The 15,395-nt window shown below is 61.7% G+C and carries 15 protein-coding genes; 10 read left to right on the top strand and 5 right to left on the bottom strand.

The window, feature by feature from the left end; genetic code table 11:
- Positions 1-7: 7 nt before the first annotated feature.
- Positions 8-1,510 (bottom strand): S10 family peptidase, encoded by a 1,503-nt coding sequence (locus AC097P_RS04530; RefSeq protein WP_479609165.1) that lies wholly within the window; start codon positions 1,508-1,510, stop codon positions 8-10.
- Positions 1,511-1,541: 31 nt separating this feature from the next.
- A complete protein-coding gene (locus AC097P_RS04525) occupies positions 1,542-2,213 on the bottom strand; it encodes a TetR/AcrR family transcriptional regulator (RefSeq protein ID WP_479609164.1) in 672 nt (223 codons plus the stop codon).
- 218 nt (positions 2,214-2,431) lie between these two features.
- Here AC097P_RS04525 and AC097P_RS04520 point away from each other — a divergent pair, with 218 nt between their 5' ends.
- From AC097P_RS04520 to AC097P_RS04485, 8 genes are all read left to right on the top strand, one after another.
- Positions 2,432-2,824 (top strand): DUF4345 domain-containing protein, encoded by a 393-nt coding sequence (locus AC097P_RS04520; RefSeq protein WP_479609163.1) that lies wholly within the window; start codon positions 2,432-2,434, stop codon positions 2,822-2,824.
- A gap of 160 nt (positions 2,825-2,984) precedes the next feature.
- On the top strand, positions 2,985-3,200 hold the full coding sequence (locus AC097P_RS04515) for a hypothetical protein (RefSeq protein ID WP_479609162.1): 216 nt from the start codon (positions 2,985-2,987) through the stop codon (positions 3,198-3,200).
- Positions 3,200-3,868 (top strand): signal peptidase I, encoded by a 669-nt coding sequence (gene lepB / locus AC097P_RS04510; protein ID WP_479609161.1) that lies wholly within the window; start codon positions 3,200-3,202, stop codon positions 3,866-3,868. The genes AC097P_RS04515 and lepB overlap by 1 nt, the downstream gene beginning before the upstream one ends.
- Before the next feature lie 126 nt (positions 3,869-3,994).
- The gene (locus AC097P_RS04505) at positions 3,995-4,756 is read left to right on the top strand and encodes a hypothetical protein (RefSeq protein ID WP_479609160.1); all 762 of its coding nucleotides are present in this window, start codon (positions 3,995-3,997) and stop codon (positions 4,754-4,756) included.
- A gap of 170 nt (positions 4,757-4,926) precedes the next feature.
- Positions 4,927-7,278 carry an NADP-dependent malic enzyme gene (locus tag AC097P_RS04500; RefSeq protein ID WP_479609159.1) on the top strand — a complete coding sequence of 784 codons (2,352 nt, stop codon included), beginning with the start codon at positions 4,927-4,929 and terminating at the stop codon, positions 7,276-7,278.
- A gap of 152 nt (positions 7,279-7,430) precedes the next feature.
- The gene (locus AC097P_RS04495; protein ID WP_479609158.1) at positions 7,431-7,817 is read left to right on the top strand and encodes a guanyl-specific ribonuclease; all 387 of its coding nucleotides are present in this window, start codon (positions 7,431-7,433) and stop codon (positions 7,815-7,817) included.
- A gap of 35 nt (positions 7,818-7,852) precedes the next feature.
- The gene (locus AC097P_RS04490) at positions 7,853-8,254 is read left to right on the top strand and encodes a barstar family protein (RefSeq protein WP_479609157.1); all 402 of its coding nucleotides are present in this window, start codon (positions 7,853-7,855) and stop codon (positions 8,252-8,254) included.
- Positions 8,233-8,457, top strand: coding sequence for a hypothetical protein (locus AC097P_RS04485; protein ID WP_479609156.1), 225 nt, complete (start codon positions 8,233-8,235; stop codon positions 8,455-8,457). Before AC097P_RS04490 ends, AC097P_RS04485 begins: the two co-directional genes overlap by 22 nt.
- Before the next feature lie 73 nt (positions 8,458-8,530).
- Here the strand turns inward: AC097P_RS04485 and rsmA are convergent, their stop codons facing one another.
- The 3 genes from rsmA to AC097P_RS04470 form a co-directional block, all read right to left on the bottom strand.
- Positions 8,531-9,355: a 16S rRNA (adenine(1518)-N(6)/adenine(1519)-N(6))-dimethyltransferase RsmA gene (gene rsmA, locus AC097P_RS04480; RefSeq protein WP_479609155.1), complete on the bottom strand. Its 825-nt coding sequence runs from the start codon at positions 9,353-9,355 to the stop codon at positions 8,531-8,533.
- Positions 9,356-9,479: 124 nt separating this feature from the next.
- On the bottom strand, positions 9,480-10,793 hold the full coding sequence (locus AC097P_RS04475; RefSeq protein ID WP_479609154.1) for a peptidylprolyl isomerase: 1,314 nt from the start codon (positions 10,791-10,793) through the stop codon (positions 9,480-9,482).
- 6 nt (positions 10,794-10,799) lie between these two features.
- On the bottom strand, positions 10,800-13,238 hold the full coding sequence (locus AC097P_RS04470; protein WP_479609153.1) for an LPS-assembly protein LptD: 2,439 nt from the start codon (positions 13,236-13,238) through the stop codon (positions 10,800-10,802).
- Between the two features lie 107 nt (positions 13,239-13,345).
- Here AC097P_RS04470 and AC097P_RS04465 point away from each other — a divergent pair, with 107 nt between their 5' ends.
- Together AC097P_RS04465 and AC097P_RS04460 are read left to right on the top strand one after the other, a co-directional pair.
- Positions 13,346-14,470 carry an aminoglycoside phosphotransferase family protein gene (locus AC097P_RS04465; RefSeq protein WP_479609152.1) on the top strand — a complete coding sequence of 375 codons (1,125 nt, stop codon included), beginning with the start codon at positions 13,346-13,348 and terminating at the stop codon, positions 14,468-14,470.
- A gap of 66 nt (positions 14,471-14,536) precedes the next feature.
- Positions 14,537-15,292 (top strand): 16S rRNA (uracil(1498)-N(3))-methyltransferase, encoded by a 756-nt coding sequence (locus tag AC097P_RS04460; protein WP_479609151.1) that lies wholly within the window; start codon positions 14,537-14,539, stop codon positions 15,290-15,292.
- Positions 15,293-15,395 lie beyond the last annotated feature (103 nt).

The raw sequence follows: 15,395 nt of genomic DNA, 5'->3' as shown, positions 1-15,395 counted from the left end.
GCCCAACTTATTCCAACCAAGCCTTCAGGTCAGCCTTCAGCTTCTTCAGGTCATCGGTGCGGGTGTACATCATGTGGCCGGCATCGTAGTAGTGGTGCGTGATGCGGGCCATGACGTCGGGCGGCACATCCATGCGGGCCAGCGAATAGTCACTGGCCGAATAGGGCGTGCCCAGGTCATAGTAGCCGCTGGCGACCAGCACGCGCAGGTGCGGATTGCGCCGCAGCGCGCGGGCCAGCGAGCCGCTGGTGCTGGTGTAGCTATTGCCCTTGGACTCGCCCTGCAGCCAGTTCCACGACTTGTTGACGTCCAAGTTCAGGATTTCATAGCGCTGGTCGGTAACCACACCCAGCTGCTCGCGCATATACGCATTGCTGGCCATTGTGTACGGCCCGACGATGGCTTCGATGCCCGGGTCAAACTCCCAGGTACGCGCCTTGCGGGCGCCCATAGCCCCGGTCACACGCGACTCCAGCCGCCCGACCATACGACCTTGCTCGCGCAGCAGCTCACCGAAGAACAGTTGGTCTGAGATGCGCAGGTCGTTGTCTTCAATCACGTCAGAGCGCAGCCCGGTGAGTTCGGACAGGCGTTTGGCGACGCGGGTCCGCTGTGCCGGCGCCAGGCGCGCACCCTGGTGCAAGGCACTCAGGTAGTCGGTCTGCACAAAGGCTTCGGCCGCAGCCCGTGCCTGCGCGCCAGACTCGCCCAGCGGCCCTTTAAGTTTGCCGTGGTATTGCGCAGTGGCGGCAAACCCCGGCACGAACAGCGCATGGGCAAGGTCGTTCTTGCCTTCAAACTTCAGCGTCTGGATATCCATGGCGCAGCTGACCAGGATGACGCCGGCCAGCGCAATACCCATGTCCAGCAGTTTGTCGGCCAATGCCGCGCCACGGGTCGTGCCATAGCTTTCACCCGCCAGATAAACCGGCGAGCCCCAGCGCTGCGTACGGCTCAGGTGCAGGCGTATGCACTCAGCCAGCGTGTCCACATCGCCATCCACGCTGAGCATCTTCTTGCGCGCCGCCTCGCTGGCAGTCACCGAATAGCCAGTGTGCGGCGGGTCCACGAACACCAGGTCGAAGTGTTCCAGCCACGTGTGGGGGTTGTCCTCCACACCGTAGGGCGGCGGTGGCATGGTGCCGTCGTCGTTGACGGGCACGCGCTTGGGACCAAGCGCGCCCAGGTGCAACCAGACCGATGCCGAGCCGGGACCACCGTTGAATGCAAACAGGATGGGCCGCTGCGCCGCCTTGGGCGCCACGCCCTTGTGCTGCAAGGTGTAGCTGGTCAGGAACAGCGCGGCGTCGGGCTCGCCTTTGTGGCTGTCGGACATATTGGCGACGATGGGTACGAAGCCTGCAGTGGCGCTGTACTGCAGCGCCTTGCCGCTTACCGTGACACTGCCGGTACTGGTTTGCGCCGGCTGCAGCAGCAGGCGCTCCACGCGCTCGCGCTGGCGCTTCTTCTCGTCGTCTGCAAGGGGTTTGTCGCTGTTGCTGTCCGTCATGGTCTGGGCCTCCTGTTGTGCAGGCCGCAGTCTACGGGACATTCGCCACCCGCCGTCGGCCACCCCGCGGCTTGGTCAGCGGGCCCAAGGCACGCAGCGTCAATTGGCGCACCAGGGTGTCGGGGTCTTCCAGCGCAGCGGGCACGTGGTCCAGCGCGCCATCGATCAGCAGGTTGCTCAGTCCGTGCGACAGGCTCCAGCCGCACAGTGCCAACTCGGGGCCCTGCACCGGATCGTGCGCGCAGGCCGCGGCCATGACCAACGAAAAGGCACGCTGCGATGCGACCTGCAGGGCAGGGTACTGACCGGCCAGGTTCAGCTGCGGCGCAAACATCAACCGAAACCGCGCAGGTTGCGCGCGTGCGCAACGCACATAGGCCTGGCCAATCTGTAGCAGACGTTCATGCGTATCCGCCGTGGCGGTGGCAGCTTCCATGGCGTCACCCAGTGCGGTAAAGCCCCGCTCGGCCACGGCAGCCAGCAGGTCGTTCAGGCTGGCGAAATGGTGGTAGGGCGCGGCGTGCGATACGCCGGCCGCCTTGGCAACGTCACGCAGCGTGGTGCCGTGCAGGCCGCGCGCGGCCAGCGTCGCCTCTGCGGCCAGCAGCAGCGTTTCGCGCAGATTGCCATGGTGGTACGCGGCCTTGGTCGCGGGAGCGACGCGCCGGGCCGACTTGGCGACGCGTTTTGCAGTGATGTTCATGCTTGTATCTTGACACGAGAAAGATGGGCATGCAACAATCGCCCTCTATCTTTTCCATGTAAAGATTAACCCGCCATACAAGGGACCGCCATGCTGCTTGCCTCCTATTTGATCTGTGCCAGAGCCGTAGTGGTCGGCCTTTGGAGCCATATGCGACTGTTTCGCGAAGTTCCTTTGGCCACGGCGCAATGCGTCACAGGTCGGGTACAGGGTCTGCCATGAACAGCCGACGCGCCCTTCAAATCGTCAGCGCCATGATGGGCACGGTACCGGTGGCAACCGGCATGGTGCAGCTGATGGGCGTACATGATCCGCTGTACGCCAGTCTGCACCTGCCGGCCGATGCCACGCTGGACAGCAATCTGCGCTTTCTGGCCGGCGTGTGGCTGGGTCTTGGGCTGGCCAGCTGGTGGTTGGTGCCGCGCATCACGCAGCAGACCGCACTGTTTCGGGCGCTGTGGTTGATGATTTTTCTTGGCGGCATCGGCCGGCTGATCTCCATGCAGCAGGTAGGTTTGCCGTTGACGCCGTTCGTCGCCTTCACGGCACTGGAGGTGCTGGGCGCACCGCTTTTTGTCTACTGGCAACACCGGGTCGTGCAAAGCAGCTGACGCCGTAGGGAGCTGGCATTACGCAGCCTGGTGCGCCAATTCACCCGTTCTTCGCGCGGCGGCGCATTCCGTCGCAAGCCGCTGGCGGCGCAAACCCGTCACTCCTACAGTTCGTTCATCGGGTCCCAAAGACCAGCCAACAAACAACCGGAGTAACACCATGCCCTTCACCACCAGCAACCGTTTTAGCATCAGCGCTTTCACCATGGCCGCCATCGCCTGCACCGTACTCCACGGCGGTATGCTGATGGGCTTCAACCAAATCGCCAGCAATGGCCATGGAGCCAGCCAAGCGACCACCCAATTGGCAAAGACCCAGGCTCCTACACCCATCGTGACCCTTGAGCGCGTCATCATCACCACCCGCCGCGCGTAATGAAAAACTTCTTGAAGCAAAACCGCGGCTTTATCGCGTTCCTGGTCTGCTTCGGCTTCTTCCGCTTGGCAATTGCTGACTGGAACCCTATACCGACCGGCTCGATGCGCCCGACCATTCTGGAAGGCGATGTGGTGCTGGTGAACCGCTTGGCCTACGACTTCAAACTGCCGCTCAGCGATGTCACACTGGTGCGCACGGGTGAGCCTGAGCGCGGCGACATCATCACTTTCACGTCCCCGGCCGATGGCGTGCGCTTGATCAAACGCCTGGTCGCGTTACCGGGCGACGTGGTGGCGATGCGCAACGGGGTGCTGACCATCAACGGCACCGTGGCCGAGTATTCCGCCCCCGACGCGCTGACCGAGCCGCTGGACAATGGCAACAGCACAGTGGCGCTGCAAATACACGAGCGCGTTGCAGGCAACGAGCGAACCGTGCAGTTCTTGCCCGAGATGGATGCGGTGCGCAACTTTGGCCCCCTCGTCGTGCCGCAAGACAGCTACTTCTTCTTGGGCGACAACCGAGACAACAGTGCAGATTCACGCTACATCGGTTACGTGCCGCGCCATCTGCTGATCGGCAAGGCCCACCATATCGTCGCGTCGGCTGCGATCAAGGGTGATTGGCTGCCACGATGGAATCGCACCGGCCAACGTCTCGAATAATGACCGCAAAGCGGGCTGGTGACCTTCTGCTACCCGCGGCATCATTATGTAATACTTAGTCGCAACGCTGACACAATCAAGATCCATATTTCTATACTTCAGTGCACCTTTGGACTGGAGAAAAACATGCATGGATTCTGGAATGCGACGAACAAACTGCTTTGGATGGGCCTGCTGGCGGTCGGCCTGTGGCTGCTGGCATCTTGGCTACACCTGCCGGTAGCGCCCGGTCTGGACGCCGCCATTGGCGTTGTCACTCTACTGTGGCTGTACTTCATCGTCACGGTGCCGTGGAACATGTACTTCCAGGCGCAGCAGGTCATGTATGAGGCACAGGTTTCCCGCAGCCGCGGTATCACGGTCGACCCTGCCGCCTCCAGCTACGCACAGCGCTGGAGCCGTATCGCGCTGGGCATTGCGATTGGTCTGCACCTGCTGACGGCGTTGGCATTGTGTGGCGCGGCGCTGAGTGGCGTAGGCTTTATAGGCTGGTTCGGAGCAGGTGCTGCGATTGTGCTCACGGTGCTGCGGCCGGGCTTGCGGGCCTATGCCCACGTACGCGATCGTTTGAATCGCCTGGTGCGAGAGATTGAGGTGCCACGCGAAGATGCCGTGGACCTGCGCCGCCGCGTCGCGCAACTGGAACAGCAATTGAAAGTCTTGTCCCAGCAGTACGAAAGCCTTTCCGAACACAGCGCGCAGCACCTCAACAAACTCAACCAGCGCGCGACCGAGAGTGATGACCGCCAGACTGCGTTCGCCGAGCACATGCGTCTGGAGCTGGTGCGCGTTGAACGCGATGCCAAGAACACGGTGGCGCAAGTGCTAGGCGACGCTGCCGTGGTCGGCCACGTGCGCGAGCTGGTGCGTTTTTTCAAGCAGGCCTGAGGTTTGGCGCGGTTGGTATAAGCCCATGCCAATTCCGCATTGCACTGTGGCAATTACGGGTTGGCAAGGTGACCCGCAGGCAAAGCCCAGGTCTACAATGCAAAGCCCATAACAGGGCACCGGGCCATGCGCCTTCTTCGCATCGGCTGGCGCCGCAGAGGACGCAAGACATGCCTAACCAGACGCCGATTTCCCCCAAGCCACCGGTCTCCAATTCTGCTGAAAAGAGCGCGCAATTGCGCCAAGCCGCGTTGGAGTACCACGAATTTCCGGTACCAGGGAAAGTCGCCGTCACAGCCACCAAGCAATTGGTCAACCAGCACGATCTGGCGCTAGCGTATTCGCCGGGCGTGGCAGCGCCCTGCGAAGAGATCGTCAAAGACCCCAACAACGCCTACAAGTACACCAGCCGGGGCAACCTGGTTGCCGTCATCACCAATGGCACGGCCGTGCTGGGCCTTGGTGACATTGGACCATTGGCCTCCAAGCCTGTGATGGAGGGCAAGGGCGTGCTGTTCAAAAAGTTCGCCGGTATCGACGTGTTCGACCTGGAGATTGACGAGAAGCACGACCTGGACAAATTGGTCGACATCATCGCGTCGCTGGAGCCCACCTTTGGTGGCATTAATCTGGAAGACATCAAGGCGCCCGACTGCTTTTACGTGGAGCGCAAACTGCGCGAGCGCATGAAGATCCCGGTCTTCCACGACGACCAGCATGGCACGGCCATCTGCGTGGGTGCCGCTATTTTGAACGGACTGAAGGTCGTGGGCAAAGACCCCAAGCACGTCAAACTGGTGACCTCGGGCGCGGGTGCAGCGGCATTGGCCTGTCTGAGCCTGCTGGTCAAGTTGGGCATCCCGCGCGAAAACATATGGGTCACCGATCTGGCCGGCCTCGTCTACGAAGGCCGCGTTGAGCTCATGGACGAAGACAAGGCTGTATTCGCGCAAAAGACCAGCCAGCGCACGCTGCGCGAGGCCGTAGCCGACGCTGACATTTTCCTGGGCCTGTCCGCCGGCGGCGTGCTCAAGGCGGACATGGTCAAGACCATGGCAGCCAAACCGCTGATCTTCGCGTTGGCCAACCCCACGCCAGAGATCCTGCCCGAGGAGGTGAAGGCCGTGCGCGACGACGCCATCATGGCGACCGGCCGCACCGACTACCCAAATCAGGTCAACAACGTGCTGTGCTTCCCGTACATCTTCCGCGGTGCGCTGGATGCGGGTGCGTCGACGATCACTGTGGAGATGGAAATTGCCGCGGTGCATGCCATTGCCGACCTGGCCCAGGCCGAGCAGAGCGAAGTGGTGGCCATGGCCTATGCCGGTGAGCAACTGGCCTTTGGTCCCGAGTACCTGATTCCCAAACCATTTGACCCGCGCCTGATGATGAAGATTGCGCCGGCTGTAGCCCAAGCGGCGGCCGACAGTGGCGTAGCCCTGCGCCCAATTGCAGATATGGACGCGTACCGCGAGCGGCTGCAAAGCTTTGTATACGCCTCGGGCACGACGATGAAGCCCATCTTCACGGCTGCCAAGAAAGCCTTGAAAAAACGCGTAGCCTATGCCGAAGGCGAAGAAGAGCGCATTTTGCGTGCGGCACAGATCGTCGTGGACGAGGGCATTGCCTTGCCCACACTGATCGGCCGCCCCAGCGTGATTGCCGAGCGCGTCGAGAAATTCGGCCTGCGTCTCAAAGAGGGCGTGGACTACAACGTTGTCAACGTGGAGCAGGACCACCGCTACCGCGACTTCTGGCAGACCTACCATCAGATGACCGAGCGCAAGGGCGTAACGGCCCAGATGGCCAAGATCGAGATGCGCCGGCGCCTGACGCTGATCGGCTCGATGTTGCTGCACAAGGGCGATGTGGACGGCATGATCTGCGGCACCTGGGGCACCACGGCGGTGCATTTGCAGTACATCGACCAGGTCATTGGCAGGCGGCCGACACAGGGGGACGATGCCAGCCTGGATGTGTATGCCTGCATGAACGGTCTGATGCTGCCCGGGCGCCAGGTGTTCCTGGTCGACACCCACGTCAATTACGACCCCACCGCACCCCAGTTGGCCAAGATAACGATGATGGCGGCCGAGGAAATGCGGCGCTTTGGCTTCAAACCCAAGGTCGCGCTGCTGAGCCATTCCAGTTTTGGCAGTAGCAATGAGCCCAGTGCGCTGAAAATGCGCGAAACACTGCGGCTGCTGCAGCAGCAGGCACCCTGGCTGGAAGTCGACGGAGAAATGCACGGCGACGTCGCGCTGGACGGCGCCGCCCGCAAGGTACTGATGCCCAACAGCACGCTGCACGGAGACGCCAACCTGCTGGTCCTACCCAATATCGACGCGGCCAATATTGCCTATAACCTGCTCAAAACTGCAGCCGGCGGCAACATCGCGATTGGTCCGGTGCTGCTCGGCGCAGCCAAACCGGTGCACGTTCTTACTGCCAGTACGACCGTGCGCCGCATTGTAAATATGACGGCTTTGACAGTGGCAGACGCCAACGCCGTCCGTTAAGGCCGGTACATTAAGTTTGCGCACACTTACTACACAAAATTTTACAGAATCTTTGCCTAATATTTAGGCAAGGTCTTGCTTTTTTTGGCGGAATACGCGACACTTCGCGACTTGCATTTTTCGGGTTTACCCGGAGTCGCTTGAGAGGTTTCATGGTGCGCAGAGGTATTGCCAAGTTAGTGACCGCCAGCTTTTTGCTGGTCCTGGGCGGGGCTTGGGGGGCTGTTGAAGCCAAGGAAACACATTCCGTCGACGCCACTGTTGCGTTGAACCAATTACCCCCGCAAGGCATCGAAACCTACCAGCTGATTCTCCAAGGTGGGCCTTTTCCGTATGGAAAAGACGGTGTGGTTTTTGGCAACCGTGAGCGGGTGCTACCAGCCGCAAAACGTGGCTACTACCACGAATACACCGTCAAGACTCCCCGGTCCCGTGACCGGGGCGCCCGTCGAATTGTGTGCGGTGGCCGAACCACTGTGCCGGATGCCTGTTATTACACGGCCGATCACTATGCGAGTTTTCGCAAGATCGTGCCTTGAACCGAGTTTTTACCTTTTAAGAAAGTGAAGCGGGAATGGATATGCCACTTCGAACAGTCAGAACGAATATCGTTCAATCGATCCGGGCCTTCAGGGTGCCGGATTTGCAGGGAGCTGCCCAGGGCCTGGGCCACCACTTCCTGTATGCCAATCTGGCCGAAGCCCAGACCAAGCAGGACGTGCTGGACATGATTGGCCAGCAATTCAAGCTGCCAGCGCACGTGGGCAAGAATTTTGATGCCCTGTATGACAGCATGACCGACCCGGTGCACAAGTCTGGTCCACAGCCTGGCTTCATCGCCGTGCTGGAGCATATTCCCGCTAACACCAAGTTCGACAAAGAAGCGCGCGAGCAACTGCTCGACATCTTCCGCGACACTGCAGATTATTGGGGGGACCGGAAAATACCATTCCGATGCTTCTATTCTTTTCTGTAGCCCGTTCTGCACACACCAGCCAAGCAGAACGGGCGAACGAGGCTAACGGCACTATTGCCCAACCCGCAGCATCCATTGCAGGTATTGAGATGGCAAACGAGACCGGCGAGAAGATGCCAACCGACAAGTTGTTGGATGTATCTCCCCTGGCGTTGCGCATGAGCAGCCCCTTCAATTCGGGATACTGGCTCGCGGCTGCTTAAACAGGCAGCCTGCGAAAAGACAAAAGCCCACCAAACGGCGGGCTTTTTTACGCCTGGAGATCCAGTGAATGGCTCAGCGTAGGGACGCCTTCACCAGGCTGGGGTGCTGTACCAAGTTCACATACTCGTGCACGGGCACCTCTTCGGCGCGCCGTTGAACGTCAAAGTCGCCCGTGAAACCCTGCTCGTCCAGCCAACGGCCCAGCGTGTTGCGCAACAGCTTGCGGCGCTGGCTGAAGGCGACCTGCACCAGTTCGCTGAGCAGGTTCACATTCAGCACCGGTGGATGCTCCAACGGCAACATGCGCACGACGGCGCTGTTGACGCGCGGCGGCGGATCGAAGCTCTCAGGCGGCACCAGCAGCACATTTTCCATTGCATAGCGCCACTGCAGCATCACACTGAGGCGCCCGAACGCAGAGGTTGCCGGCTGGGCCACCATGCGGTCGATCACCTCTTTTTGCAGCATGAAGTGCTGGTCTTCTATTGCATCCACGGCATCCAGCAAATGGAACAGGATGGGTGTCGAGATGTTGTACGGCAGGTTGCCGACCACGCGAAGCTTATCGGACGCAGGCGGGATGCCGTTAGTTGCTGCTATTAAATCAGTAGCTGGCCACGCACGCTGGACGAGGGCAAAGTCCACTTTTAGTACGTCGGATTCGATGACAGTCAACTGGCCGTGCAAGCGCAGACGCACCGCCAAATCGCGGTCCAGTTCTATCACCGTCAGCTTGCCCAGGCGCTCCACCAGCGGCTGGGTCAGCGCCGCCAGCCCAGGGCCGATCTCGACCATGCGCTGGCCGGGCTTGGGCGCAATGGCATCCACGATGGCATCAATGATGCCGCCATCGGTTAGGAAATGCTGGCCAAAGCGTTTGCGCGCGATGTGCTTCATGCAATGCCCCGGCCCGCGCAGCGGTGGAGCGTGGGGGCAGGTTTCGCCGCCGGGCCGTCCCAAGGCGAAAAGCACCCCCTTGGGGGGCAGCGACCCGCGCAGCGGTGGAGCGTGGGGGCCATACTTACTTGGCTGGCTCGCGAAACTCCACGAAGGCATTGCCCCGTATGTCCTGTGCCCAACTGGTAAATGCAGCGTCGTAGCGGCTGGTGCGCAGCTGGTTGCGGATGGCCTCGCGCACCTCCTGGGGTTTCATTTCCACACGGCGGCGCTCCAGCATTTCGATCAGGTGCACGCCAAACCGCGACACCACGGGAGGGCTGACCTGGCCTTCGGACAATCGGTTCATTGCCTCTTCAAATTCGGGAACGAAGCTGCCAGGGCTCACCCAGCCCAGGTCACCACCCTGAGTATTGCTTCCGTCCTGGGAATGCTCTCGGGCTAAGGCAGCGAAGGTTGCAGTCTTGGCTTCAATGCGCCGTTTGAAATCCGCTATCTTGGCAACGGCGGCTTGTTGCGTCAACTCCGGACCGGTGCGCAACAAAATATGCCGTGCATGACTCTGAACGATAGCCATCGACGGTGCGGCAGGCGCCTTGCGCTCAACGACTTTGAGGATATGAAAACCGGCACCGGTCCGCACTACATCGGAGACCTCGCCCACGGCCAACGCCTGCGTGGCCGTCAAAAAGGCCGGTGGGTAGCGGTCCGCACGGCGCAGGCCAAGCTGCCCGCCGTTGGCGCGGTCCGCCGCCGAGGACTCCTGAACCACAGCTGCAAAACTGTCACCAGCGCGGATACGGGCCAGCAATTTTTGCGCTTGAGCGAACTGCGCTGCGGCCTGTTCGGTACTGGCGTTTTCGGGAACCGCCACCAACAAATGTGCCAGATTGACCTCTTGCGCCATCGGATCATTAGCACTGCCCTGTTGTTCGGCCAACGCACGGTCAATGTCCGAGTCGGAAATACGGATGCGCGCCTCGACCTGCTGTTCATGCAAGCGCGACAAAATCATCTGGTCGCGCAGCTGCTTGCGAAATTGGGCTACCGAGAGGCCGTCTTTGACGACGCGCTTGTGCAGCTCGGGCACATCGACCTGGTTTTGGCGGGCCACGGCCTGCTCAGACTGCTCCAGCGCGGCGTCATCCACACGGATGCCGGCCTCAGCCGCAACCTGCAGTTGCGCACGTTCGTTGATCAGGCGCTCCAGCACCCGCCGGCGCAACTCTTCAATGGGCGGTGGTGTCTGGCGTTGGGCCGTGATGTCGTTGATGATGCGCTGCAGCGCGATGCGCACCTCGCTGTTGGTGATGGGCTCGGAGTTGACAACAGCCACAATGTAGTCCGCCTGCTGCACGGACTGAGCGTGTACGCCCGCAGCCAAAACGCTGCACACAACGGCCAAGACGGGGGCTGCTGCCCAAAATCTAAAATTCATGGTCTCTCAATCGTAGTTGCTAAAGCGGCTGGTCGTGCCGCCCGAATCACGCAAATTTTGGTAACGCGAAATGTTTTGGGTCAGGGACTGTATGGGATTGCCGCCCAGGCCCAACCGGGTAAAGCCAACAAACTCCAACTGGAACATCACACGCCCGGTTGCCGTGGAGGTACTGGTTTGCGTCCGCTCGAGAACGACCCGCGCCAGCCAGCAGCCCGCATCGTACTCGACGCCTAAAACGGTGTCGACCAGGCGCCGTTCGTTCAAACTGTAGTTCAGGCGCCCCACGCTGTAAAAGCGGCCCTCGCCCTGTCCACGGCCGGAACCCAGTTCCTGACCGGCATCGCCCCACAGGTTGTTGAGCGGCCACTGCCAGCTGACATCGAGCTGCTCGCTGACGTCACGCTGGAAGCGGTAGGCCGCGTTGACCACCCGGTAGTTGCCGGGGTTGTAGCGTGCACCCACCGTGGAGCGAATGGAGCGGTCGGTCTTGCCGTTGTACTGCACCGTGGAATCCAGCGACCAACGCTCAGACAGGTTGACCGACGCGCCCAGCATCACATCGCTGAAGCCGGACTGTTCAGGGGCATCCGTCGGGTTCAGCGTCACGCGCTGTTCGTCAAAGCGCAGGCGTTGGGCCACACCAAAACGTGCCAGCTGGCCACCGGTGTCTGCATCCAGGTAGCGCGTGGTCAGACCCAGTGTCAACAGGTTGTTGTCCGATATCTTGTCGTGCCCGACGAAGGCGTTTTCCGTGAAGATGGTCGCGAAGTTGAAGTCGTTGGTGGCCGTGTCGTAATTGGGCTGCGCGCTCTGGTTGCGGTATGGCGTGTGGACGTAGAAGGCACGCGGCTCCAGCGTCTGCACCAGGTTGCGCCCAAACAGCTGGGCTTCGCGCTCAAACACCAGGCCGCCGTCCAGGCTGAACGTGGGCACAACGCTGTCCGCAGTTTGGGAGCCATTGCCCAGCAGGCGGTCAAACTGGTAGCCGGTGGCATGCAGTTGCAGCTTGGGGGTCACAAAACCCTCGGGCGCCAGCCAGGGGCGGCTCACCTGCAACAAGGCCACGGCGCGCTGGGCATTGGGCTGCAGCGTGCGACGGCTGTCGGCCTCAAACTGCGTGAAGTCGCCGTCCAGCGACCAATCGATGCCATGCACATTGGTCAACGCATAGCGCGCCGAAATCTGCGGCAGGCGGTCGTATGGCGGCACGATAGGGGCCGTCAAGTCCTGCAGGGTCTGCCACTTGAGCACACGAACCGCGCTGGAAAACGCGCCCAGCCCCCAGGTGGCGTTGAAGCCCGAAGGCAACAGGCGCGGGGTCGCCGCCACACCCACACTGGCGCTGGTATTGGCGATGGCGTTGGCAATGGCGCCGTTGCTGGTGAAATCCCGCCAGTAGTTGTCATCGCTAACGCGGTTGATGGTGGCTTCCAGGTTCACCGGCCCCAGCGGGGTGCCGATCTGGCCCCGGTGCAGGAAAGACAGGCCCCAGCGGTCTGAGTCGGTCAGCTTGTCGCCCGGCATGTAATTGGCGCGGACAATGCCGGTATAGGTCGGCTCCAGGTAGCGGAATTCTGCACCGAAGTCGATACCGCGGCGCGTCATGATGGTCGGCGTAATCGTCGCATCGCGGTTGGGCGCGATATTCCAGTAGTAGGGCAGCGTCACTTCCAGGCCACTGTCCGCGCCGACGCCAATTGTGGGCGGCAGCAGGCCCGACTTGCGCTTGTCGGACAGTGGAAAGCTGATGGCCGGTATCGGCAGCAGCGGCACGCCCTTGAAGCTCAGCAGGGCGCCCTCGGCGGTGCCGACATCTTCATCGTTGTCCATGCTGATACGGGTGGCGCGCAGCACCCAGTCTGGCAACCATTCGGGACCGGGCCTGCGCCTGCAGGTCGTGTAACTGGCGTTGTGGATGACGGTGTGGCTTTCGCCGACAAAATCGGCGCGGTCAGCCTCGCCTTGGCCATCGTTCTGCAATAAGTGGTAGCGCGGCGCCTCAATAAAGCCTTCAAAGGCGTCGACCTTGAGCTCCAACAACGGGCCCTCAAACACGTTGCCCTTGCGGTTGATGCGCACATTGCCACTGGCCTTGGCCTGGTCGCTGGGCTGGTCGTACTCCAGCCGGTCAGCCCGGATCACGGTACCGGTCTTGCGCAACTCCACGTTACCTTCGATCACGGTCTCCAGATCGGGGCGGCCGGACATGCGGTCGCCCTCCACAAAAATCGGAAGCCCATCGGCCTGGTCCGGCGGCAACTCCTCTTGCAACTGGCTGCTGGATTTAAGGGGGATGGCATCGGTGGACACCGCGCCCGGCGCGGGCTGGGCCGTTTGCGCACGCAACCCACCCGCGGCGCACACCAAACCCACCAGCACCACCAGAGGGGATAGCGCAAAGTGGGGGCCGGGCGTACGCGAACTCAGACGCGGTTGGCGCATAACAGCAAACGGGGGAATGAAAACGGCATCAGCAGGTGACAGTAGTTTCTGCGCGCTAGGGCGCGGCGAGCGATGGATCCTGTAGGGCTTTGTAGAATGGATTATCCATGAGCCCAATCCCCCTCCCCCCGACACCGGCACAGCCACAAATTCCCGAATGGACCGATGCGTCCCGCCAGGCCCTTTTCGAGTCCTGGTTTGCCAGCGTGCAGGAAACGCACCAGCTGGCCCCGGCCACGCTGCGCCTGGCCTCGGCCGATGCCAGTTTTCGACGCTACCTGCGGGTCGACCGCGTGGCAGAGAGTGCCGCAGCCACCAGCGTGGTCATCATGGACGCGCCACCGGACAAGGGCGAATGCAGGCCCTTTGTGGCGGTTGCCAAACTGATGGCCGACGCCGGCCTGAAGGTACCCGAGGTGCTCGCCTGGGACGAGTCCAACGGCTTCATGCTGTTGACCGACATGGGTACCCACACAATGAAAGACGTGATACAACCGGCCGCCCCGCCGCCGCTGGACCTGTACCTGGACGCGGTGGAAACACTGGTCCAGTGGCAAAAGGCGTCGCGTGAGGGCGTGTTGCCCGTCTATGACCGTGCGTTTGTGATGCGGGAGATGGAGCTGTTCCCCCAGTGGTATGTAGCCGAATACCGCAAGTTCACATTGGACGGCGCGCAGCGCCAAGTGCTGGACAAGACCTTCGCCGCCATCGCGGACAGTGCCCTGGCCTGGCCCAGCGTGTTCATGCACCGGGATTTCATGCCCAGGAACCTGATGGTGAACGACGCTGGAACCCCGGCTTCCACCAAACCCTCTGCCACTCGGCTCGGTGTATTGGACTTCCAGGACGCCGTCTATGGCCCCATCACCTACGACATCGCCAGCCTGCTGCGCGACGCCTTTCTGAGCTGGGAAGAAGACTTCTGCCTGGACGTCACCATCCGCTACTGGGAAAAGGCCCGCAAGGCCGGCTTGCCGGTGGGTGACGACTTTGGCGAGTTCTACAAGGGCGTCGAGTGGATGGGCCTGCAACGCCATCTGAAAATCGCCGGCCTGTTCGCGCGGCTGACACTGCGCGACGGCAAACCGGTCTACCTGGCGGACACACCACGCTTCATCACCTACATCCGCACCACCTGCACACGCTATATGGAGCTCAAACCGCTGCTACGCCTTGTGGAACGCATAGAAGGCATAGAGGTCCCAAATGCCTACGCCTTCGGCAGGACTTAAGCCAAACGGGCCTGCAGCCCTCGTGGAATGAGCGTAAGCCGCTCCTAATTTGATAGCGTTTGTAGTATGCCCCGTTTCTACTGCCCTGCCCCTCTAGCCGCCGACGCACTGCTGGACTTGCCTGCTGGCGCCGCCCGGCATGTGCAGGTGCTACGCCTGCAGCCGGGCGACAGCATCACGCTGTTCAACGGCCGCCACGGCCTGTCGCCTGATGGAGCCGACGCCTGGGCCCGCCTGGGTGGTGAGTTCGAAGCCACCATCACCCACATGGGCCGCAGCGACGTGCAGGTACGCGTGGTTGCCCACAGCGCAATCGAACGCGAGGCCGGTGCCACCGTGCACCTGGCCGTCGGCATGCCGGCCAATGACCGCATGGACTGGCTCGTGGAAAAAGCCACCGAGCTGGGCGCAGCCAGCATCCAGCCGCTGATGACCGAACGCAGCGTGCTGCGCCTGTCTGGCGAGCGGGCAGACAAGAAGATCGCCCACTGGCAAAGCGTTGCGGTTGCATCGTGTGAGCAATGCGGCGGCAACCGCGTGCCGCTGGTGCACAGCGTGAAGACACTGGCCGGTTGGCTGCAGTCGCTGGCACAACAGGCATCTGACACCCGCTGCCTGCTGTCACTGGCCGATGGCTCCGTTGCCTTGCCACCAAGCAACGGCGAACAGCACACTACGTTTCTGTCAGGCCCCGAAGGGGGCTTGTCTGCGGCCGAAGAAGCGGCCGCCATCGCCCGAGGTTTTGCACCCGTGACGCTGGGTCCACGCGTGTTGCGCGCCGAAACGGCTGCATTGACCGCCCTCGCACGCCTGCTGGCGTAGCCACCACATCAGGGTTTGTACGCGTCTAGGTTGGCGCCCCAACTCCTGCATGCATGGGCATACTACAGTGACGCCTTTGGCCCACTTGCAGGAGACATTTCTT

This window comes from Rhodoferax sp. ZS1R8 (assembly GCF_056521325.1).
This window is presented reverse-complemented; position numbering and strand designations above follow the sequence as displayed.